This is a genomic window from Streptomyces sp. NPDC058195 (assembly GCF_042883525.1).
Classification (GTDB): Bacteria; Actinomycetota; Actinomycetes; order Streptomycetales; family Streptomycetaceae; genus Streptomyces.
Map to the genome: position 1 here is coordinate 25,911 of NZ_JBHVVM010000013.1, position 21,327 is coordinate 47,237.

The window sequence follows — 21,327 nt, forward strand, 5'->3', positions numbered from 1 at the left end:
CATTCCCCCACAGCCGCGCCTCGTCGCGCGGTCACCACTCCGCTGGGAGGCGGCACGTGAAGAACCTGAGGGTTCGACAGAAGATGGCTGGATTGTCCACCGTGGTCCTGGCGGCCTGTCTGGGCGTGGGCATGCTCTCCGCGCCGAGTCAGGCCGCCGGGCAGCAGCCCGCGGCGTCGGCCGCGGCTCCCCACTCCGCGAAGGCCGCCCAGAAGCGGGCGGAATCCCCTGCCGGAGACCCCGGCGGCCCCACCGCCGAGTCACTCACGGCACCCGTCGGCGACGCCACCCACGTCGACCGCGGCTCGCTCAAGGCCGCGGACCGGCCGCCGCTGTCCGCGTCCAAGGACGCGCTCAAGCGGGACTACGACCGGCCGGACACCGCGCTTCCGAGTCACCTGGCACCGTCGATGAAGGCCCAGAAGCGGGCCCGCACCGCGGCCGCCGCGTGCGATGTCACCGATTTCACCAACAACACCGGAAGCGCCCTGGTCGCGAAGGTCAAGGCAGCGACCACCGACTGCGTCAACACACTCTTCAAGCTCCAGGGCCAGGACGGCTACAACGCCTTCCGCGAGGACCAGATGGTCACCATCGCCGACGCCATGCGCGACGCGTCGGCCTCGTACCCCGGTGACGCCAGCACCGGTATGCCGCAGCTGATCCTCTTCCTCCGGGCCGGCTACTACGTGCAGTACTACGACCCCGACACCGTCGGGCAGTACGGGCCGCGCCTGCGCACGGCCATCCAGGGCGCGCTCGACGGCTTCTTCGGCTCCTCGCACGCCTACGACGTCACCGACGCCAACGGCGAGAGCCTGTCCGAGGCGATCATCCTGATCGACAGCGCCGAGCAGAACGCCCGCTACCTGAATGTCGTCAAGCGGATGCTGGCCGACTACGACTCCTCGTACGACAGCTCCTGGTACATGGTCAACGCCGTGAACAGTGTGTACACGGTCATGTTCCGCGGTCACCAGGTGCCGGAGTTCCTCACTGCCATCGAGGCCGACTCCAGTGTGCTGACCTCCCTGCACGACTTCGCCGCGAACCACCTCGACCTGCTCGGCACCAAGCAGTCGTTCCTGGCCTCCAACGCGGGACTCGAACTCGGCCGCTTCCTCAAGGAGGACTCGCTGCGCGCCAAGGCGAGCCCGCTGGCGGTCGACCTGATGGGCAAGAGCTCCATCGACGGCCCGACGGCCTCGCTCTGGGTCAGCCTGGCCATGATGGTCGACGCCTACGACAAGGCCAACTGCGCGAAGTACGGAGCCTGCGATCTCGCGGAGCGCCTTGAGAAGGCCGTCCTGCCGGTGAAGTACACCTGTAGTGACAGCATCACCATCCGGGCGCAGGACATGACCGAAGCGGAGCTCGGGGCCAGCTGCACCAGCCTGCGCAGCCAGGACGCCTACTTCCACGAGGTGGCCCGGGACAACGGCGCGGTCGCCGACGACAACAACAAGACCATCGAGGTCGTGGCCTTCGACTCCAGCACGGACTACCAGACCTACGCTGGAGTGATCTTCGGTATCGACACCAACAACGGTGGCATGTACCTGGAGGGTGACCCCAAGGCCGAGGGCAACCAGCCCCGGTTCATCGCCTACGAGGCCGAGTGGGCCCGTCCCGACTTCCAGATCTGGAACCTCAACCACGAGTACACGCACTACCTCGACGGCCGCTTCAACATGTACGGCGACTTCTCCGCCGGAATGACCACGCCGACCGTCTGGTGGGTCGAGGGCTTCGCGGAGTTCGTCTCGTACTCGTACCGCAAGCTCAGCTACGACGACGCCATAGCCCAGGCCGCCAACCGCACCTACACCCTGCGTACGCTGTTCGACACCACCTACGACAACGCCGACCAGACCCGTGTCTACAACTGGGGTTACCTGGCCGTCCGTTACATGCTGGAGTCGCACCGTTCGGACGTCGACACCCTGCTCGGCCTCTACCGCAAGGGGGACTGGGACGGCGCCCGTACGCTGCTCACCTCCACCATCGGCAGCCGCTACGACGCTGACTGGAACACCTGGCTGACCGCGTGCGCGGCCGGTGCCTGCGGCGGCGGTTCCACCAACCCGCCCGGCGAGATCACCGAGTGCAAGGACGCCGACACCAGGGTGCTGGGCCAGGACTGCATGCGCAGCGGGCTGAAGGCCGTCAAGAGTGACTACGCCTACCTGGCCGTCGTCATCCCCGACGGCACCGCGCAGCTGAAGATCACCGCCTCCGGCGGCACCGGTGACGCCGACCTCTACTACAGCGCGAACGGGTGGGCGACCACCGGGGCCTACACCGACAAGGCCGTCGGCGCGGGCAACGAGCACACCCTGACCATCAACAACCCGGCTCCGGGCTACCACTACATCAGCCTCTACGGCGCCGAGGCCTTCGACGGGGCCAAGGTGACCACCGAGTTCTGATCCCCGCGACCCCCATGGTGCCGGTCGGCCGAGTGATGATTCCGCTCGGCCGACCGGTGCCTTTGCTGCTCTTCCGGGGCACGGCCGCCGGGTACGGCCCGGAGGTCACACCAGCCGTACGGCGCCCGGCCCGTCGTCACGCAGGATCTCCACGATCTGCTCGAAGAGCGTCGGCCCGCGCCCCGCGAGGGCCTCGTCGAGCCGGTGGCGCAGCGCCGCCCGGTTGCTGGGATCGGCCCGCTCCAGCCGCCGCCGCAGCTGCCGGGCCGTCTCCTCGTGGCCCAGAGCCCGCGCGGAATCCGCGTGGTCCCGCCACTCGAAGACGTAGTCGCCGTCGTCCGGAGTGCCCATGCCACCGTGCAGGCAGTCGGCGAGGGCGTCGAGATTGCGGCCGAAATACCCGCCCGTGCCGTTCACGGCCTCGCCGATCACGTCCCAGAACCGGTCCAGGCCGGTGACCCGGGCGCCGTCGATCACATACGTCACGGTCATGGAGGGAGCGTACAAGTCACCGGGTGCGCGGACCGCCCGCCGACCTGGTGCGTGATCCGCGCCGCAGGTGGGGGCTGCGGCGCGGACCGGTCCGGTGGGGCCGGGATTCAGCAGCCCTGGTCGATCAGGCGGAAGGTGGCGTAGTGGTCACTGGTGTAGTAGTCCTCCTGGGTCTTCTGACCGGTCACGATCCGCCGCGCGCCGCGCGTCGGGGAGCCGGGGGTGATGACCGTGTACTCGTGGTAGTAGCCGGTGCTCTGGCTGGGCAGGACGCCTTCACGGTTCTGGAAGACGGTGCCGTCCTGCGAGTACGGGAACGGGCCGCCCGCGTCGATCAGGTCCAGTGTGTCGTGGGCCTGCGAGGGAAGCGCCGTGTAGCACACGCTGCCGACCGCGGTGACGGAGGAGACCGAGGAGACGGCGACCGGTGTGGTGGGAGCTGCGCCGGCCGTGGTGGCCGGGGCTCCGACGAGGAGGACGGACAGGAGGGCGGCCGCGCCGCCGAGCATGGTGATCCGTGGGGGGATTCGCATAGCTCCCATGATGACGCGCGTAGACAGGGTGGCGTCAACGTCAGCCGATGTGAATTTTTTTGGGAGTTAACCCAGAAGGAGAAATTGTGTCGGGCGGATGACCGACGCCTCTCAGGGCGATGGGGGTCCACCGTTCACTTGTTGATGAACCAGCACGCGTGACGGCCTGTCAGTGGGGCATGCATTTCGTGGACATGTTCCGGGCAAGAAAGCGGACCGGCGGCCGGAGACGACCAACTCACGGCCGACGGCGACGGACGACGAGGAACTGGAGGCGATTCACTGTGCGCGCGGGGGAGCCGATGGGATGTCAGGGAGGATCCGATTCCATGACGGGCGGGGGTCCGCGAGAACCGGGGGTGAAAGGCCGGGGACCGGTCACCTTACGGCGCCGGCTGGCCCGCACCGACCTGGCGGCCGTGAGCGAAGTGCGCGGAGCGCTCCGGGAGTTCCTGCGCTACCGGTGGCGCGACGATTCGGCCGCGGTGGCCGAGCTGCTGCTCAGTGAGCTGGTGACCAACGCGCTGATCCATACGGCGCACGGCGCGGTCATCACCGCGAGCGTGGTCCCCACCGGGCTGCGGGTGGAGGTCCGGGACTTCGTCTCCGGACTGCCCCTGCCCTGCGTACCGGACGCCGACGACGGTACGCACGGACGCGGGCTGTTCCTGGTGGAGAGCCTCGCGGACTCCTGGGGGATCAGCCCCCACGCGCTCGGCAAGGTCGTCTGGTTCGAGCTGGACAGCACAAGGCCCTGACGGACCGGCGGGGCCGGGCCGTCAGGGCCTTCCGGTCGCGGACCGGCCGGAGAGTCAGCCGAACTGCTGCTCCAGGTCCTTCAGTTTCTGCTCCAGCGAATCGAGCCGGGGCAGTGCCTGGGTGTCGTCCTCGGCGGTGAGGTCGACGGTGACGGGTTCATCCTTGCCGTGTTCCGGGGTGGCGCCCGGACCCGTGCCCGTCACGGCCTGCAGGGATGGCCGGGGGCGCAGGGGCAGTTGTTCCGGCTCGGATATGGCGGGCTCCACGGCGGGCGGTGCGGAGCCCGCCGTGGAGGCGATGGCCTGGACGTCCACCGGGGTGGCGGTGGCACGGCCGACCCGGTGCCAGGCCCGGTTCTGCCGGTTCAGGGCCTTGATATGGGCCCGGTCCAGCTTCTCCTGGTCCTTCCTGCGGAGACGGTTCTGCTCCTTTTCCCGCCGGTCCTCGCGGACCTCGTCGACCGCCTCGTCGAGGGTGCGCACGTTCTCCAGAAGCATCAGCGACCAGGCGCCGAAGGTCTCCCGGGGGGCGCGCAGCCACCGTACGATCCGGATCTGCGGCAGCGGGCGGGGCACCAGGCCCTGCTCGCGCAGCGCGGCCCGGCGGGTCTGTTTCAGGGCCCGGTCGAAGAGCACGGCCGCCGAGAGCGACATCCCCGCGAAGAAGTGCGGAGCACCCGCGTGGTCCATCCCGCGCGGGGCGTGCACCCAGTTGAACCAGGCGGCGGCGCCCGCGAACGTCCACACCAGCAGGCGTGAGCCGAGCGCCGCGTCGCCGTGACTGGCCTCGCGCACCGCGAGCACGGAACAGAACATGGCCGCGCCGTCGAGGCCGAAGGGGACCAGGTACTCCCAGCCTCCCGAGAGGCCGAGATTCTGCTCGCCGAAGCCGACGAGCCCGTGGAAGGAGAGTGCGGCGGCGACCGCCGCACAGCAGAACAGCAGGACGTACGAAGCGGTGGCGTACAGGGCTTCCTTGCGTCTGCGCCGCTCCTCGCTGCGTTCCCAGGTGTCGTCGGCCGCGGACGTGTCAGCGGCGCGCTTTCCGCGTGCGACCACCGCCACCGCCGCCAGGACTCCCACGAGCAGCACGGCGCCCGGAAGCAGCCAATTCAGCGATATGTCGGTCAGTCTCATGCGCGGTCCCTTGCGTCGCGTTAGGGCATTTCGGGCGCAATGATTGCCCAAACCCTGAGGTGCACAGGGGGTTTCGGGGCAAGAGAACGCCATCGGGTCGGCGCGACGTACGGATGGCGGGGACTGGCTCGAACTCCTTTACGTATATAGGTAATTGAGTTCGAATTTCACCATGCCTGCGGGGGATGCCGCTCAGGGAGCCGGCGTCAACTTCCGTACCCGGTCGGCATCACAGGTACGCGGGCAGGTGACGCAGGTGTCCTCGGGGCGCAGCGTGTAGAAGAGGCAGCAGCTCACCCGGTCGCGGGTGGGCAGCGGCCGGCCGCCCGGCCCCGTCAGCTCGCGGAAACCCGCCGTGCCGACGAACGGCTTCGCGGGGCCCGGCAGCAGCGCCTCCAGCTCGGACATGGCCCGCCGCTCCTCGCCCAGCAGCTGGGCGACGTACCAGAGTCCCTCGATGATCTCGTCCGTCGCCATGCCCCACAGCGCGCGCCTGCCGCGCCGCATCCGGGGGCCGAATCCGTCGAGCACCGGGCCGATGTGCTCGGCCACCGCCGCGAGCACCTCGGCCCGCAACGCCGCCTCGTCGGCCACCACCCGGGCGCCCGGCAGCAGGGCGGCCGGGTCGTCGGGCAGGCAGGCGAACTCCCGCACCCGGAGGGTCATGCGGCCCCGTGCCCGGTGGAACGACACGTCCGCCACCGGAACCCGGGGCACCCGCCGGTGCAGGAACCACGGCACCGTCACCAGCAGGCAGGCGGGCCAGGCGTAGCGGTGCAGTCCGAAGCTGGCCACCACGTCCGGCCGGGGCTCCCGGCCGTAGTCCCGCACCATCTGGCCGTGGTCCCAGGCGAGGAAGGCGTCCAGGGCGGCGCCGCCCCCGGCGAGCTCCGCCGCGCCCACCCAGCCGGTCTCGCCGGGGGTGATCTCGCCCTCGGCCAGCACCTGGGCGCGCAGGCCGGGGAAGACCTCGGCCAGGCGGGCGTACGCGTCCGTCACGGCGGAGGCCGTGGTGGCGGGAAGCAGGGCGGAGAGGGTCATGCAGGGACCACCGAATCACGATCGTTTGCAGGTTAGCCTTACCTTACCCGAACGGATCGATGTTTGAACTGCGGCCCTCTGCGCCTATCGTGCACACCGGACAGGGCGCGCGAGCCGCGTCCGTGGCAGGCCGGGGAGGTCCGAGTGGAGCAGGGCGGAGCAGGCGGGGCGGCGTACGGAGCCGCCGTGCCCCCGGCCGTCCCGGCGGCGCCCGTCCGGGTGCCCGAGCAGGCACGCGGCGAGCACACCCACGGCGAGCGGCCCGCCCCGCGCCCGGAGGTGCGGCGGCACTCGGTGCGCGGCCAGATCCTGGACGCGCTGCGCGCGGCCCTGGTCGACGGCCGGCTGGAACCGGGCCAGGTCTACTCCGCCCCGGCCCTCGGCGCCCGGTTCGGGGTATCCGCCACACCGGTGCGCGAGGCGATGCAGCAACTCGTCGTCGAGGGCGCCGTCGAGGTCGTACCGAACCGGGGGTTCCGGGTCTCCCGGCGGGAGCCGCGCGAGCTCGCCGAGCTGGCCGAGGTGCGGGCCCTGATCGAGGTCCCGGTCATGCTGCGCCTGGCCCGCACCGTGCCGTCCCTGGCCTGGTGCTCCCTGCGCCCGCTGGCCGAGGCCACGGTGGCCGCCGCCGCGGTCGGCGACCGGGCGAGCTACGCCGAGTCCGACCGGGCCTTCCACCGCGCGGTTCTCGCGCTCGGCGGGAACGAGCAGCTGGTGATGGTCGCCGACGACCTGCACCGCCGGTCCCAGTGGCCCCTGCGGGACAACCCCGCCACCCGCCGGGCCGACCTGCTCGCCGACGCCGCCGAACACACCGCGCTGCTCGACGCGCTGATCGCCCAGGACCTGCCCGTCGTGCAGGCGCTCGTCCGGGAGCACTTCAACGGCGCCGGGGGCTGACCGGGCGCGGCCTCGTACTCCCGGTCCGCTCAGTTCGCCTCGGCCGTCTCGGGCGGGGGCGGGTCCAGATGCGGCGCCAGCCAGGTCGGCACGCCGCCCAGGAGCCGGAACAGCCGGCCCGCCTCGGCACGCAGCCTGCCCGCCGCCTCCACTTCCGGCTCGGCGTCCGCGAGGGCGATGAGAGCCGGGGCCGTACCGATCAGGTAGCCCAGCTCCTCCCTGATCCGCAGGCACTCCGCGAAGCCGTGCCGGGCCTCCGCCAGCTCGCCCTCGCGCAGCGACAGCAGGGCCAGATGACGCCAGGTCGAGGAGAGCAGCAGCGCGTCGCCCTGGGCGGTGGCCCCGGCGTGCGCCCTGCGGTACGCGGCGCGGGCCGACTGCGGCGAGTCGGCGATGTTCTGCGCGATCAGGCCCCGCCGGAAGTCCAGCAGCGGACGGGCGGGCGCGGACGGGGCGAGCAGGGCGGCGGCCCGGCTCAGCGCGACACTGGCCTCGTCGGCCCGGTCGCGTACCCCCAGGAGTGTCGAGGCGTACGCCAGATGGCCGCGCTCACAGGCGGCGGCGCCGCGTTCGTCGTCGTCGTGGGCCAGCGCCTCCGCGGTGCGCAGCGCGTCCTCGGCGTCCGTCCAGCCCTGGCCGGTGTACAGGCACCGTTCGGTCAGCAGGGCGGTGCGCTGGAGGGCCACGGCCGGGTCGGTGGACGCGGCGGGTTCGAGCAGGGCGGCGGCGTCCGTCCAGCAGGCGCGTGACCGCAGGCGCCATACCGCTGTCTGGAGCGGCGGATCGTCATCTGCTGTCGTTCCGGAACCAGACTTGGCGGTATACGCCACCTTTGCCCTCCCCGAGCGCGCCATCGAGCTGTGTTGGGTCTGGGCGGAATCTCAGCACGGATCGGCATGCCTGGCCAAGAGGTCGTTCGATCTCAGGTGAAAGATTTCACAAACGGTGGGAGGGGCTGACCGCCGTGCCGGGCCCGGAATCAGCTCATACGCAGGGCGAGGAAGAAATCGAGCTTGTCCTCCAGCCGCGAAAGGTCACGCCCCGTCAACTGCTCGATTCGCCCGATCCGGTAGCGCAGCGTGTTGACGTGCAGGTGCAGTCGGGACGCGCAACGGGTCCATGAACCGTCGCAGTCCAGGAACGCCTCCAGGGTCGGGATCAGCTCCGCGCGGTGGCGCCGGTCGTAGTCCCGCAGCGGGTCGAGCAGGCGTGCGGTGAACGCGCGGCGCACGTCGTCGGGTACGAACGGCAGCAGCAGCACATGCGAGGCCAGCTCGTGGTGCCCGGCCGCGCAGACCCGGCCGGGGCGGGCCGCCGCCACCCGGCGGGCATGCCGGGCCTCCTCCAGGGCGCCGCGCAGCCCCTCGGGCGAGTGCACGGCCGCGCTGACGCCCAGGGTGAGGCGGCCGTCCTCGGCGAGACCGGCCGAGAGCGGTTCGCGGACGGCGGCCAGCAGCACGTCCGCGTGGAGGGCCGGACCGGCCTCCGTCCCGTCGCGCGCCGCGTCCGGACCGCCGTCCTGGGGTGCCGGGGCAGCGGGCAGCGGTACCAGCGCGACCGCCTCCTCACCCGTATGGGCGACCGCGATCCGGTCGGCCGAATCGGGGCCGGTGACCGCCGGGTCGACCAGGATCTCCTCCAGCAGCGCCTGGGCGACCGGGCCGCCCGCCACGACGTCGGACGGGTCCGCCGGGGTGCCCGCGCCGGGCCGCCCCTCCGCCTCGCCCCACTCGACCCGGGCCACCACCACCTGCCAGTGCGGCGCGGTCCCCAGCCCCGGCAGCAGCACCGGAGCGGCGACCCGCAGCCGGGCGGCGATCTCGGCGGGCGGGGCGCCCGTCTGCACCAGCTCCAGGACCTCCTGCGCGAGCCTGCGGCGTACCGTGCGGGCCGCGTCGCGGCGGTCACGCTCGACGGCGATCAGCTGGGTGACGCCCTGGAGCAGGTCCAGCCGGGCCGGGGGCCAGTCCCCGGCGTCCGCCTCGACGGCGAGCAGCCAGTCCGAGAGCACCGACTCGCGGACGTCCCGGGACGCCGGAAGGGCGCCGCGGCCGGTGCTGCCCACCGGGAAGAGCGAATACATGGCGCCGTCGACCACGGCACGGTGCGGGGCGCGGCGGCCGGTGCGGGCGGCGGCCAGATGGTGGCCCGCCAGCGCGGCGGCGACCGGTTTCGGCAGCGGCGTACCGCCCGCGCCCGCGATCTGCCGGCCGGTGGGGGAGAGCACCCAGGCGCGCAGGTCGAGGTCGGATCCGAGCAGATCGAGCACCACTTCCGGCCCGCCGCCCGCCGGGCCCGAGGTCATCAGCCTGCGGTGCCGGTCCACGACCGCGGCCAGATCGCCCGCCCGCTCCCCGGACACCTGCCGCACCACATGCTCGGTGATCGTCGCGAACGCGACGGTCTCGTGGACGGCGAAGAGCGGCAGCCGGTGCCGCGCGCACGCCTCCACCAGGTCGCCCGGAACGTCCCCCAGCTCCGCCTCGCCCGCCGCGAGCCCCGACACCCCGGCACCCGCCAGAATGCGGACGAACGGCTCCGAGTCCGCCGCGCCCCGGCGCCAGGCCAGGCCGGTCAGGACCAGCTCGCCGCCCGACAGATAGCGGCTGGGATCCCGCAGGTCCGTGGTCATCACACCACGGACCGAACGGTCCAGCTCATCCTCCCCGCCGAGCAGCCGCAGGCCCAGCGCGTCGGTGTCCAGCAGTGCGCGCAGCCGCATCTCGTTGCCGCCGATCTCTTTCGTTGGTGCGGGTGAAAACTGGGTATTACGGCGAGGTCGCCGACCTCCGCCATTCGTTCGAATCTACAAGACGAGGAGATCGGCCAGCCAACTCCTTCATGGTTTCGGTGACTGCACCGGGTGGGGCACGCCTTGTGTACTGGGTCACACACCGCGTCATCACAGCAGGAACGCCCTGCCCAGGGCTGGCCGCACCCCGCCCCGGTGAACGACCCGATTGAGAAGAAGAGAGCCACTCATGGACTTCCTTCGCCCCGCAAGCTGGGAGGAGGCGCTCGCCGCCAAGGCCGAGCACCCGACGGCCGTGCCCATCGCGGGTGGCACCGATGTGATGGTGGAGATCAACTTCGACCACCGGCGGCCCGAGTACCTCCTGGACCTGAACCGCATCGACGAGCTGTCCGCGTGGGAGACCGGCGAGGAGAACGTACGCCTCGGCGCCTCCGTGCCGTACAGCCGCATCATGGAGCACCTCCGCGCCGAGCTCCCCGGGCTGGCGCTCGCCTCGCACACCGTCGCCTCCCCCCAGATCCGCAACCGCGGCGGCGTCGGCGGCAACCTCGGCACCGCCTCGCCCGCCGGGGACGCCCACCCGGCCCTGCTCGCCGCGGGCGCCGAGGTCGAGGCCGCATCCGTACGCGGCACCCGGATGATCCCCATCGACGCCTTCTACACCGGTGTCAAGCGCAACGCCCTCGAACCGGACGAGCTGATCCGGGCCGTGCACATCAAGAAGGCCGACGGCCCGCAGCAGTACTCCAAGGTCGGCACCCGCAACGCGATGGTCATTGCCGTCTGCGCCTTCGGACTCGCCCTGCACCCCGAAACCCGCACGGTGCGCACCGGCATCGGCTCGGCCGCCCCCACCCCCGTACGGGCGAAGGAGGCCGAGAAGTTCTTGAACGCCGCGCTGGACGAAGGCGGGTTCTGGGACAGCCGCGGGACCATCACCCCGTCCGTCGCCCAGCAGTTCGCCACGCTCGCCGCAGGCGCCTGCAACCCCATCGACGATGTGCGCGGCACCGCGGGCTACCGCCGCCACGCCGTGGGGATCATGGCCCGCCGCACCCTCGGCTGGGCCTGGGAGTCGTACCGCGGCAACGGCCGCAGCACCGAAGGAGCCGCCTGATCATGCGCGTCAATTTCACGGTCAACGGCCGCAGGCACCAGGCGGACGACGTCTGGGAGGGCGAGTCCCTGCTCTACGTGCTCCGCGAGCGGATGGGCCTGCCCGGCTCGAAGAACGCCTGCGAACAGGGCGAGTGCGGTTCCTGCACGGTCCGCCTGGACGGTGTGCCGGTCTGTTCCTGCCTGGTCGCGGCGGGCCAGGCGGAGGGCCGCGAGGTCGTCACCGTCGAGGGCCTCGCCGACTTCGCCGCCCACCGCGCCGAGCGGCACCCGGGCGGCGGCTGCGCCCCCGGCGCCTGCGGCACCGAGCTCAGCCGGGCCCGGCAGTGGCAGGCCCGGCCGACCGGCGACGACAGCCGGGAGACCGGCGAACTCTCCCCCATCCAGCAGGCGTTCATCGACGCCGGAGCCGTCCAGTGCGGCTTCTGCACCCCCGGCCTGCTGGTCGCCGCCGACGAACTGCTCGAACGCAGCCCGCAGCCCTCCGACGCGGACATCCGCGAGGCGCTCTCCGGCAACCTCTGCCGCTGCACCGGCTACGAGAAGATCCTCGACGCGGTCCGCCTGGCGGCCGCCCGAGCGGAAGAGGCGGTCTGACCATGGGCCTCACCGGCAACCCCACCAGCATCAGCCAGGGCAGCCGCACCAAGGGCGGCATCGGCGAGTCCACCCTCCGCCCCGACGGCATCCTCAAGGTCACCGGCGAATTCGCGTACTCCTCCGACATGTGGCACGAGGACATGCTCTGGGGCCACACCCTGCGCTCCACCGTCGCGCATGCCGAGATCGCCGCCATCGACGTCACGGAGGCCCTCGCCACGCCGGGCGTCCACGCCGTGCTCACCTACGACGACCTGCCGGGCCCGGTGAAGAACTACGGCCTGGAGATCCAGGACACCCCCGCACTCGCCCACGGCAAGGTGCGCCACCACGGCGAACCGGTGGCGCTCGTCGCCGCCGACCACCCGGAGACGGCCCGCCGCGCCGCCGCGAAGATCCGGATCGACTACCGCGAACTGCCCGTCGTCGTGGACGAGGCCTCCGCCACCGGGCCCGGCGCGGTCCTCGTCCACGAGAACCGCGACGACCACCACGCCGCGCACGTACCGCACCCCAACATCGTCCACCGCCAGCCCATCGTCCGCGGCGACGCGAACGCGGCGGCGGCCCGCGCCGATGTCGTGGTGAGCGGTGAGTACGTCTTCGGCATGCAGGACCAGGCGTTCCTCGGCCCGGAGTCCGGACTCGCGGTGCCCGCCGAGGACGGCGGCGTCGACCTGTACATCGCCACCCAGTGGCTGCACGCCGACCGGCGCCAGATCGCCCCGGTCCTCGGCCTGCCCGAGGACAAGGTCCGCATGACGCTCTCCGGTGTCGGCGGGGCCTTCGGCGGACGCGAGGACCTGTCGATGCAGATCCACGCCTGCCTGCTCGCCCTGCGCACCGGCCGGCCGGTGAAGATGGTCTACAACCGCTTCGAGTCCTTCTTCGGGCACGTCCACCGCCACCCGGCCAAGCTCTGGTACGAGCACGGCGCCACCCGGGACGGCAAGCTCACCCACATGAAGTGCCGCATCGTGCTCGACGGCGGCGCGTACGCCTCGTCCTCCCCGGCCGTGGTCGGCAACGCCTCCTCGCTCGCCGTCGGCCCGTACGTCGTCGACGACGTCGACATCGAGGCGATCGCGCTCTACACCAACAACCCGCCGTGCGGCGCCATGCGCGGATTCGGCGCGGTGCAGGCCTGCTTCGCCTACGAGGCCCAGATGGACAGGCTCGCCGCCGGACTCGGCATGGACCCGGTCGAGTTCCGGCAGCTCAACGCCATGGAACAGGGCTCCCTGCTGCCGACCGGACAGGTCGTCGACTCGCCTGCCCCGGTGGCCGAGCTGCTGCGCCGGGTCAAGGCCCGTCCGATGCCGCCCGAGCGCCAGTGGGAAGCGGCCGGTGAACAGCCCGACGTACGGGCCCTGCCCGGCGGGCTCTCCAACACCACCCACGGCGAGGGCGTCGTACGCGGTGTCGGCTACGCGGTCGGCCTGAAGAACGTCGGCTTCTCCGAGGGCTTCGACGACTACTCCACCGCCCGGGTGCGCGTGGAGGTGATCGCCGGTGAGCCGGTGGCGACCGTGCACACGGCGATGGCGGAGGTCGGGCAGGGCGGTGTCACCGTGCACGCCCAGATCGCCCGCACCGAACTCGGGGTCGCCCAGGTCACCATCCACCCGGCGGACACCCGGGTCGGCTCGGCCGGTTCCACCTCCGCCTCCCGGCAGACGTACGTCACCGGCGGCGCCGTGAAGAACGCGTGCGAGGCCGTCCGCGAGCAGGTCCTGGAGATCGGCCGCCGCAAGTTCGGCTCGTACCACCCCGCGTGGGCCACCGCCGAACTCCTCCTGGAGGGCGGCAAGGTCGTCACCGACGGCGGCGAGGTCCTGGCCGGCCTGGCCGACGTGCTGGAGGACGAGGCGGTCGACATCGAGCGGGAGTGGCGCCACCGGCCCACCGAGGCGTTCGACCTGCGCACCGGACAGGGCAACGGCCACGTCCAGTACTCCTTCGCCGCCCACCGCGCCGTGGTCGAGGTCGACACCGAACTCGGCCTGGTCAAGGTCGTCGAACTGGCCTGCGCGCAGGACGTCGGCAAGGCGCTCAACCCGCTCTCCGTCGAGGGGCAGATCCAGGGCGGCACCACCCAGGGGCTGGGCGTCGCCGTCATGGAGGAGATCATCGTCGATCCGAGGACCGCGAAGGTGCGCAACCCGTCCTTCACGGACTATCTGATCCCCACCATCCTCGACACCCCGACCATCCCGGTCGACGTGCTCGAACTCGCCGACGACCACGCCCCGTACGGGCTGCGCGGTGTCGGCGAGGCCCCCACCCTGTCGTCCACCCCGGCCGTCCTCGCGGCGATCCGGGACGCGACGGGACTGGAGCTCAACCGGACGCCGGTCCGCCCCGAACACCTCACCGGCGCCTGAGCCAGGAGCCCGCGGCGCGCAGCGAGCGGCGCGGAACACCCGCCCGGGACCGCCCGGGACCGCCTGGGCGGCGGTGCCCGGCCGACAGCACCCGGCCGGGGCCGTGGCTCCTCATGAACGCTCCGGGCGGTGCGCGTCCACCGGGAACGTCATAGGTCCGGTGCCCGCGCCGCCCGGGGACTCCGTAGTACCCGCAGCACTCGCAGTACCCCGCAGCACTCGCAGTACCCCGCAGCACTCGCAGTGATCCGCAGCACTCGCAGTACCGCAGTCCCCGTCGGTTACGCGCAGGGCGTGCCGCGCCTCAGTGGCGCGGCGTGCCCGCCGCTTCGTACAGCGTCACATTTCACCCTGCACGCATCGTTCGTCTCGGGCCGTCCCCCGGGTCGTGCCGCCGCCGCAGTCATCCCAAATCCCGCGTCACGCCATCGCGTCGCGGGTGTCCCTGTGAACCTTGGGAGTCAGGCAACATGACCCAGCATTCAGCGGAGTCCCGGACCAGTGCACCGGACGCGGACGCGGGCGCAGGCCCACGCGTCCCGGCCGGAAGATCCTGGCTCGACCGGTACTTCCACATCTCCGAACGCGGCTCCACCGTCGCCCGCGAAGTACGCGGCGGCATCGCCACGTTCATGGCGATGTGCTACATCCTCCTGCTCAACCCGCTTCTGCTGTCCGGCCCGGACGCGGCGGGCCACCGGCTCAGCCACGCGGCCCTGATCACGGCGACCGCCCTGGCCGCCGCCGTCTCCACCCTGCTGATGGGCTTCATCGGCAAGGTGCCCCTCGCCCTGGCCGCCGGACTCTCCGTCTCCGGTGTGCTCGCCACCCAGGTGGCACCCCATATGACCTGGCCGCAGGCCATGGGCATGTGCGTGATGTACGGGGCGGTGATCGTGCTGCTGGTCGTCACCGGACTGCGCGAGGTCATCATGAACGCCATCCCGCTGGCCCTGAAGCACGGCATCACCATCGGCATCGGCCTGTTCATCGCTCTGATCGGCCTGGTCAACGCCGGATTCGTCGGCAAGGGCGCCCCCGTCACACTCGGCACGGGCGGACAGCTGACCGGCTGGCCCGTGCTGCTCTTCTGCGTCACCCTGCTGCTCATCTTCATGCTCCAGGCCCGCAACGTGCCCGGCGCGATCCTGATCGGCATCGTCGTCGGCACGGTCCTCGCCGTCCTCGTCAACGCGATCACCGATATCAGCCCCAAGGCGTGGGGCGGCAGCGCGCCCGAACTCCAGGGCAGCGCGGTCTCCCTGCCCGACTTCGGACTCTTCGGCCAGGTCGAGTTCGGCGGCTGGGGCGAGATCGGCGCCATGATCGTCTTCACCCTGGTGCTGGCCGGATTCTTCGACGCGATGGCGACCATCATCGGCGTCGGGACCGAGGCCGGGCTCGCCGACGACAAGGGCCGGATGCCGGGCCTTTCCAAGGCCCTGTTCATCGATGGCGCGGGCGGCGCGATCGGCGGTGTCTCCGGGGCCTCCGGGCAGACCGTGTTCATCGAGTCGGCGACCGGAGTCGGCGAGGGGGCCCGTACCGGCCTGTCGTCCGTGGTCACCGGACTGCTCTTCGCCGCCGGGCTCTTCTTCACGCCGCTCGCCCAGATCGTGCCGGGGCCGATCGCCGCCGCCGCGCTGGTCGTGATCGGCGCGATGATGATGCAGAACGCCCGGCACGTGGACTGGAGCGACCGCTCCGTCGCCGTACCGGTCTTCCTGACCGTGGCCCTGATGCCGTTCACGTACTCCATCACCGCCGGTGTCGGCGCCGGGGTGATCGCCTTTGCCGCGATCAAGGCGGCGCAGGGCAGGTTCCGCGAGGTGGGCGCGTTCATGTGGGTGCTGGCCGCCGTGTTCGTCGTGTACTTCGCGCTCAGCCCGATCGAGGGCTGGATCGGCGCCGCGTAGGAACCGGCGGTTGCCTCCCGCTCCTCCGCACACTCGTAGTCAGGAGAAACGCCATGCTGGACATCGCCGAGGAGCTCGACCGGTGGATCGGGCAGGGACGCGACTTCGCCGTGGCCACCGTGGTGGCGGTCGGCGGCAGCGCGCCCCGGCAGCCCGGTGCCTCGCTCGCCGTCGACCGTGACGGCACGGCGATCGGATCGGTCTCCGGCGGGTGCGTGGAGGGCGCGGTGTACGAACTGTGCGGGCAGGCGCTGGAGGACGGCGCCACCGTGCTCGAACGGTTCGGCTACAGCGACGACGACGCCTTCGCCGTGGGCCTGACCTGCGGTGGCGTCATCGACATCCTGGTGACACCGGTCCGCGCGGACGACCCCGCGCGGCCGGTGTTCGCCGCCGCGCTCGCCGCCGCCGCGCGAGGGACGGCATCGGCGGTCGCCAGGATCACCGACGGACCGGCCGAACTCCTCGGGCGCCCCCTGCTCGTCCACCCCGACAGCACGTACGAGGGCGGGTTCGGCGGACCTCCGGAGCTGGACCGCACCGCCGCCGCCGACGCCCGCGCCCTGCTGGACGCGGGCCGCACCGGCACCGTCACCATCGGCGCCGACGGCTCACGCTGCGGGCACCCGCTCACCCTGCTCGTCGAATCGACCGTCCCCCCGCCCCGGATGATCGTCTTCGGGGCCATCGACTTCGCCTCGGCCCTGGTCCGGGCAGGTAAATTCCTCGGGTACCACGTGACATTGTGTGATGCCCGCCCCGTTTTTGTCACGAAGGCCCGCTTCCCCGACGCCGACGAACTCGTCGTCGACTGGCCGCACCGCTACCTCGCGACGACCGAGGTCGACGCGCGCACCGTGCTGTGCGTCCTCACCCACGACGCCAAGTTCGATGTCCCGCTGCTGCAAAGGGCGTTGAGACTTCCGGTCGGGTACGTCGGTGCCATGGGCTCGCGCCGCACCCACCTGGAACGCAACGACCGGCTGCGCCGGGCCGGTGTCAGCGAGCCCGAACTGGCCCGGCTGCACTCGCCGATCGGCCTCGACCTCGGAGCCCGTACCCCCGAGGAGACCGCGCTGTCGATCGTCGCGGAGATCGTCGCGGAGCGGCGCGGCGGCAGCGGCGTACCGCTCACCGGCGCGCACACCCCGATCCACCACGAGGCAGCCCCGCCCGCCGGAGCGATTCCCGCGGTGGCGTGAGGCGTTCGCGGTTCCCGTCCGTGGTGGCCTGAGCCGTCCGCGGTGGGCGGGTTGCCGCCACGGCGGCTTCACGCCAGGGCCCTACCCCACCGTAGCCAGGGTTTTGGCCTTTAGATCTGCTCCATGACTTCGACTCCCTCCTCCGCCTCCGGCCGGGCGAGATCCGCGCCCGCGGGTCGCAGAGCGCTGCTCATAGCGACCTCGGTCGCCCTCGTGAGCGGCGCCCTGTTCCCCGCGGCGGGCGCCGCCACCGCCGCTCAGGGCACCTCCGGCCCCTCCGGACGCCAGGCCGCCGCCCCCGTCAAGGACTACGACATCACCCTGCTGACGGGCGATGTCGTGCACTACACCGATGGCGTCGGCAAGCAGGACACCGTCACCGTGGACCGCCCCGACGGCGCGAGCGGCGGGGTGCACGTCCAGCAGGCCGGTGACGACCTCTACGTACTGCCCGACGAGGCCACCGCGCTGCTCGCCGCCGGGAAGCTGGACCGCAGGCTGTTCAACGTCACCGCGCTGGTGAAGATGGGCTACGACGACAAGCGGTCCGGCGGCATCCCGCTCATCGCCACCTATCCGGGGGCCAAGGGCCGCGCCCTGCCCGCCGCCCCGCGCGGCGCGAAGAAGGTCCGCAGCCTCCCCAGCATCAACGGCACCGCGCTGAAAGCGGGCAAGAACACCGCCCGCACCTTCTGGAACGGCGTCACCGGCGCGCCCTCGGCCCGTTCGCTGGACGCCGGCATCGCCAAGCTCTGGCTCGACGGCCGGGTGGAGGCGGCACTGAAGGACTCCGTGCCGCAGGTCAACGCCCCGCAGGCCTGGGCCGAGGGCTACGACGGCAAGGGCACCAAGGTCGCTGTCCTGGACACCGGCATCGACGCCACACACCCGGACGTCAAGGACCGCCTCCTGGAGTCCCGGAGCTTCGTCCCGGGCGAGGAGGTGGACGACAAGAACGGCCACGGTACCCACGTCGCCTCCACGATCGCGGGATCGGGCGCGGCCTCCGGCGGCGCCAGCAAGGGGGTCGCCCCCGGCACGGACCTGATCGTCGGCAAGGTGCTCAGCGACGAGGGCAGCGGCGCCGACTCCGGCATCATCGAGGCGATGGAGTGGGCGAAGGCCGAGGGCGCCGACGTCGTCTCCATGAGCCTGGGCTCCAGCGTCCCCGACGACGGATCCGACCCCATGTCGCTGGCCGTGAACGCGCTGTCCGCCGACGGCGGCCCGCTGTTCGTGATCGCCGCGGGCAACGCGTACGGAGCGGGCACCATCGGCTCGCCCGGCTCGGCGGAGAAGGCGCTCACCATCGCCGCCGTCGACAAGCGGGACAACCGCGCGGACTTCTCGTCCATGGGCCCGCTGGTCAGGTCCTACGGCCTGAAGCCGGACCTCTCGGCACCCGGCGTGGACATCAGCGCCGCCGCCTCGCAGTCGGTCCCCGGCACCGAGGGCATGTACCGGTCGATGTCCGGTACGTCGATGGCGACCCCGCACGTCGCGGGCGCCGCCGCCATCCTGAAGCAGCGTCACCCCGACTGGTCCGGCCAGCGGATCAAGGACGCGCTGATGAGCTCGTCCAAGCCGCTGCCCGCCTACACCCCGTACGAGCAGGGCACCGGACGGCTCGACGTGAAGGCGGCGGTCGACACCACGATCGAGGCCACCGGCTCCGTCGCGGTCGCCTCGTACGGCTGGCCGCACTCGCCGTCCGACCCGGTCGCCGAGCGGACCCTCACCTACCGCAACACGGGGGCACGGGACGTCACGCTCGACCTGGCCACGGACACCGGCTCCGACGCGTACACCCTCTCGGCCAAGCGGCTCACCGTCCCGGCCGGCGGCACCGCCGGGGCCGTGCTCTCGCTGGACCCGTCGAAGGTCGCGAGCGACACCCAGTTCTCCGGCCAGGTCCTCGCCAGGGACGGGGCGGGCACCGTCGTCGCCCACACCGGCTTCGCCCTGAACAAGGAGCAGGAGCTGTACGACCTCACGCTGAAGCTCCGCGACCGTGACGGTGAGCCGATGGACGGCACCGTCGTCCTGGGCGCGCTGGGCGACGATCAGCTCCAGCCCGTCGCGGTCCCGGGCGAGACCACGCTGCGGCTGCCGCCGGGCAACTACACCGCCTGGACGGCCGCGGAGATCGCCGGTGACCGTGCCGACTCGAAGGCGCTGGCCTTCCTCGCGGCTCCCGAGATCATCCTCGGCAAGCCGACCACGGTCACCCTCGACGCGTCCCGGGCCCACAAGGTCTCGGTCCGCACCCCGAAGGAGACCGAGACCCGGCAGCTGCGCTATGACATGGCACGTACCGCACCGAACGGTGTGGTCCAGCGTGACGCCTACCAGATCCCGATGATCTACGACCAGCTGTGGGCGAGCCCCACCGAGAAGGTCACCCAGGGCAGCTTCTCCTTCCTGACCCGCTGGCGGCAGGGCGAGAAGCTGATCGGCCTGTCGGCCGACGGCCGTGACATCCCGGTGGCGGTGCAGGGCGGCTCCCCGGTAGCGGAGAGCGGTACGCAGAAGCTCGCCACGGTCTTCGCGGGCCGGGGCGCCGCGGCCGACTACCGGGGCCTGGACGCCCGGGGCAAGGCGGTCGTCGTCCGCCGCAGCGACGCGGTCGCCCCCGCCGACCGGGTCGCCGCCGCGGTGGCCGCCGGGGCCAGGGCGCTGTTCGTGGTCAACGACGGCGACGGCGTCCTGATGGAGTCCTACGCCCCGTACGGCACCAAGACCGCGATCCCGGTCGCCGCCGTCCAGCGGCTGGCCGGTGAACGGCTGATCGGCTCGGTCCGCCACGGCGCGAAGGCGACGGTCACCCAGCGCAAGTTCGCCCGCTACGTGTACGACCTGGTCGACCGCCACGACGGCACCGTCCCGGACCGCCCGATGGCGTACGCTCCGTCCGCCCGTGAGCTGGCGAAGGTGGAGAACACCTTCTACGGCAGCGAGGACCGGCTCGGCGGCGGCTACCGCTACGACATCCCCGACTACGGCCCCGGCGTCGGCTTCGAGGAGTACGAGAAGTTCCCCGGCACCCGCGAGGAGTGGGTCACCCCGCTGCCCGGAGCCTCCTTCTGGTACGAGAACCACTCGGTCTTCGACGACACCGAGGCGGGCGCCCTGGAGATGCGCAGCGCCGGACTGGACTACACGGCGGGCCGCACCTACTCCGCCGACTGGTTCGCCCCGATCGCCCGGCCGCGTCTGGGCACCGGCTACTGGGGCCCGTTCCGGACCGTCTACAACGACATCCAGTTCAACATCACCCCGTGGACGGACTCCGGGGCCGGTCACGCGGGCGCCATGCCGACCGACGAGTACGACACCACCAGCACGGCCTTCTACCAGGGCGACACCCTGATCAAGAAGGTCGCGGGCCGGGCCGGATTCGCCTGGGACCTCTCGCCCGAGAAGCTGCCCTACCGGCTCGTGCTCGACTCCGCCCGGGACGCGGGCGAGTGGAGGACGTCCACGCGTACCCGCACCGAGTGGAACTTCGTCTCCGGAGCCATGGACGAGAACGGCCCCTCCCAGGCCGACATCCCGATGCTCCAGCTGGACTACCGCGTCGCCACCGACCTGGCCGGTGACGTGAAGGCGGGGGGCTGGACCGAGGTGGGCCTGAGCGCCGGTACGCAGGAGTGGCTGGACGGCGCGGTGAAGGCCACCGGGGCCTCGCTGTCGGTCAGCTACGACGACGGGAAGCACTGGGAGCCGGTGCAGCTGCGCAAGGACGCGGCCGGTTCCTGGACCGCCCGGTTCAAGGCCGCGGCGAAGGCCGGCTCGTTCGTCTCGCTGAAGGCGCACGCCGAGGCGGCCGACGGGCTCGGCGTCGACCAGGAGATCATCCGAGCCTTCGGCCTGAAGTGACCCGGCTGGGCCCGCCGGGCCGGACCGAAGTGACCTGACCGGGCGCGCTCTTGAGGCGGCCGTGCACCCCCCTGACCGGGTGCGCGGCCGCCTCTCTTTACTGTTTCTTGATGAACAAAATTTGTCTACTTTGCCCGTATATGGCGGGCGATAAGGCTAGAAACAGACTTATCGCGGCACGGAGT

The 21,327-nt window shown here is 71.8% G+C and carries 15 protein-coding genes; 9 read left to right on the forward strand and 6 right to left on the reverse strand.

Annotated features, from left to right (window positions below):
* Positions 1-83 precede the first annotated feature (83 nt).
* Positions 84-2,429: a M9 family metallopeptidase gene (locus ACFVWY_RS17880; protein ID WP_389872978.1), complete on the forward strand. Its 2,346-nt coding sequence runs from the start codon at positions 84-86 to the stop codon at positions 2,427-2,429.
* Positions 2,430-2,534: 105 nt separating this feature from the next.
* Here ACFVWY_RS17880 and ACFVWY_RS17885 read toward each other — a convergent pair whose 3' ends face one another.
* Positions 2,535-2,921: a barstar family protein gene (locus tag ACFVWY_RS17885; RefSeq protein ID WP_389872981.1), complete on the reverse strand. Its 387-nt coding sequence runs from the start codon at positions 2,919-2,921 to the stop codon at positions 2,535-2,537.
* Between the two features lie 107 nt (positions 2,922-3,028).
* Positions 3,029-3,454 carry a ribonuclease domain-containing protein gene (locus tag ACFVWY_RS17890; protein WP_389872983.1) on the reverse strand — a complete coding sequence of 142 codons (426 nt, stop codon included), beginning with the start codon at positions 3,452-3,454 and terminating at the stop codon, positions 3,029-3,031.
* A gap of 395 nt (positions 3,455-3,849) precedes the next feature.
* On the opposite strand from ACFVWY_RS17890, the gene ACFVWY_RS17895 reads away from it, so the two are divergent.
* The gene (locus ACFVWY_RS17895) at positions 3,850-4,212 is read left to right on the forward strand and encodes an ATP-binding protein (protein ID WP_389873372.1); all 363 of its coding nucleotides are present in this window, start codon (positions 3,850-3,852) and stop codon (positions 4,210-4,212) included.
* A gap of 54 nt (positions 4,213-4,266) precedes the next feature.
* Here the strand turns inward: ACFVWY_RS17895 and ACFVWY_RS17900 are convergent, their stop codons facing one another.
* Positions 4,267-5,349: a DUF2637 domain-containing protein gene (locus tag ACFVWY_RS17900; protein WP_389872984.1), complete on the reverse strand. Its 1,083-nt coding sequence runs from the start codon at positions 5,347-5,349 to the stop codon at positions 4,267-4,269.
* 192 nt (positions 5,350-5,541) lie between these two features.
* Positions 5,542-6,390 (reverse strand): (2Fe-2S)-binding protein, encoded by an 849-nt coding sequence (locus tag ACFVWY_RS17905; protein WP_389872986.1) that lies wholly within the window; start codon positions 6,388-6,390, stop codon positions 5,542-5,544.
* Between the two features lie 144 nt (positions 6,391-6,534).
* Here ACFVWY_RS17905 and ACFVWY_RS17910 point away from each other — a divergent pair, with 144 nt between their 5' ends.
* Positions 6,535-7,290, forward strand: a complete 756-nt coding sequence (locus ACFVWY_RS17910) for a GntR family transcriptional regulator (RefSeq protein WP_389872989.1) — start codon at positions 6,535-6,537, stop codon at positions 7,288-7,290.
* 29 nt (positions 7,291-7,319) lie between these two features.
* Here ACFVWY_RS17910 and ACFVWY_RS17915 read toward each other — a convergent pair whose 3' ends face one another.
* Both ACFVWY_RS17915 and ACFVWY_RS17920 read right to left on the reverse strand, forming a co-directional pair.
* Complete coding sequence (locus tag ACFVWY_RS17915; RefSeq protein ID WP_389872992.1) at positions 7,320-8,120, reverse strand: hypothetical protein; 801 nt, start codon at positions 8,118-8,120, stop codon at positions 7,320-7,322.
* 149 nt (positions 8,121-8,269) lie between these two features.
* On the reverse strand, positions 8,270-10,012 hold the full coding sequence (locus tag ACFVWY_RS17920; RefSeq protein ID WP_389872994.1) for a PucR family transcriptional regulator: 1,743 nt from the start codon (positions 10,010-10,012) through the stop codon (positions 8,270-8,272).
* Positions 10,013-10,271: 259 nt separating this feature from the next.
* Here ACFVWY_RS17920 and ACFVWY_RS17925 point away from each other — a divergent pair, with 259 nt between their 5' ends.
* The 6 genes from ACFVWY_RS17925 (at position 10,272) to ACFVWY_RS17950 (ending at position 21,142) form a co-directional block, all read left to right on the forward strand.
* Complete coding sequence (locus tag ACFVWY_RS17925; RefSeq protein ID WP_389872997.1) at positions 10,272-11,162, forward strand: FAD binding domain-containing protein; 891 nt, start codon at positions 10,272-10,274, stop codon at positions 11,160-11,162.
* 2 nt (positions 11,163-11,164) lie between these two features.
* A complete protein-coding gene (locus ACFVWY_RS17930; RefSeq protein WP_389873000.1) occupies positions 11,165-11,758 on the forward strand; it encodes a (2Fe-2S)-binding protein in 594 nt (197 codons plus the stop codon).
* A 2-nt stretch (positions 11,759-11,760) separates the two neighbouring features.
* On the forward strand, positions 11,761-14,145 hold the full coding sequence (pucD, locus tag ACFVWY_RS17935; RefSeq protein ID WP_389873002.1) for a xanthine dehydrogenase subunit D: 2,385 nt from the start codon (positions 11,761-11,763) through the stop codon (positions 14,143-14,145).
* 470 nt (positions 14,146-14,615) lie between these two features.
* Positions 14,616-16,061, forward strand: a complete 1,446-nt coding sequence (locus ACFVWY_RS17940; protein ID WP_389873006.1) for an NCS2 family permease — start codon at positions 14,616-14,618, stop codon at positions 16,059-16,061.
* 53 nt (positions 16,062-16,114) lie between these two features.
* The gene (locus ACFVWY_RS17945) at positions 16,115-17,263 is read left to right on the forward strand and encodes an XdhC family protein (protein WP_389873008.1); all 1,149 of its coding nucleotides are present in this window, start codon (positions 16,115-16,117) and stop codon (positions 17,261-17,263) included.
* Between the two features lie 123 nt (positions 17,264-17,386).
* Positions 17,387-21,142: a S8 family serine peptidase gene (locus tag ACFVWY_RS17950; protein WP_389873010.1), complete on the forward strand. Its 3,756-nt coding sequence runs from the start codon at positions 17,387-17,389 to the stop codon at positions 21,140-21,142.
* Positions 21,143-21,327: the final 185 nt, after the last annotated feature.

Coding starts and splice junctions, on each gene's coding strand:
- ACFVWY_RS17880 (WP_389872978.1), top strand. CDS start 84: ATGGCTGGATTGTCCACCGTGGTCCTGGCGGCCTGTCTGGGCGTGGGC.
- ACFVWY_RS17885 (WP_389872981.1), bottom strand. CDS start 2,921: ATGACCGTGACGTATGTGATCGACGGCGCCCGGGTCACCGGCCTGGAC.
- ACFVWY_RS17890 (WP_389872983.1), bottom strand. CDS start 3,454: ATGCGAATCCCCCCACGGATCACCATGCTCGGCGGCGCGGCCGCCCTC.
- ACFVWY_RS17900 (WP_389872984.1), bottom strand. CDS start 5,349: ATGAGACTGACCGACATATCGCTGAATTGGCTGCTTCCGGGCGCCGTG.
- ACFVWY_RS17905 (WP_389872986.1), bottom strand. CDS start 6,390: ATGACCCTCTCCGCCCTGCTTCCCGCCACCACGGCCTCCGCCGTGACG.
- ACFVWY_RS17920 (WP_389872994.1), bottom strand. CDS start 10,012: ATGCGGCTGCGCGCACTGCTGGACACCGACGCGCTGGGCCTGCGGCTG.
- ACFVWY_RS17925 (WP_389872997.1), top strand. CDS start 10,272: ATGGACTTCCTTCGCCCCGCAAGCTGGGAGGAGGCGCTCGCCGCCAAG.
- ACFVWY_RS17930 (WP_389873000.1), top strand. CDS start 11,165: ATGCGCGTCAATTTCACGGTCAACGGCCGCAGGCACCAGGCGGACGAC.
- pucD (WP_389873002.1), top strand. CDS start 11,761: ATGGGCCTCACCGGCAACCCCACCAGCATCAGCCAGGGCAGCCGCACC.
- ACFVWY_RS17940 (WP_389873006.1), top strand. CDS start 14,616: ATGACCCAGCATTCAGCGGAGTCCCGGACCAGTGCACCGGACGCGGAC.
- ACFVWY_RS17945 (WP_389873008.1), top strand. CDS start 16,115: ATGCTGGACATCGCCGAGGAGCTCGACCGGTGGATCGGGCAGGGACGC.
- ACFVWY_RS17950 (WP_389873010.1), top strand. CDS start 17,387: ATGACTTCGACTCCCTCCTCCGCCTCCGGCCGGGCGAGATCCGCGCCC.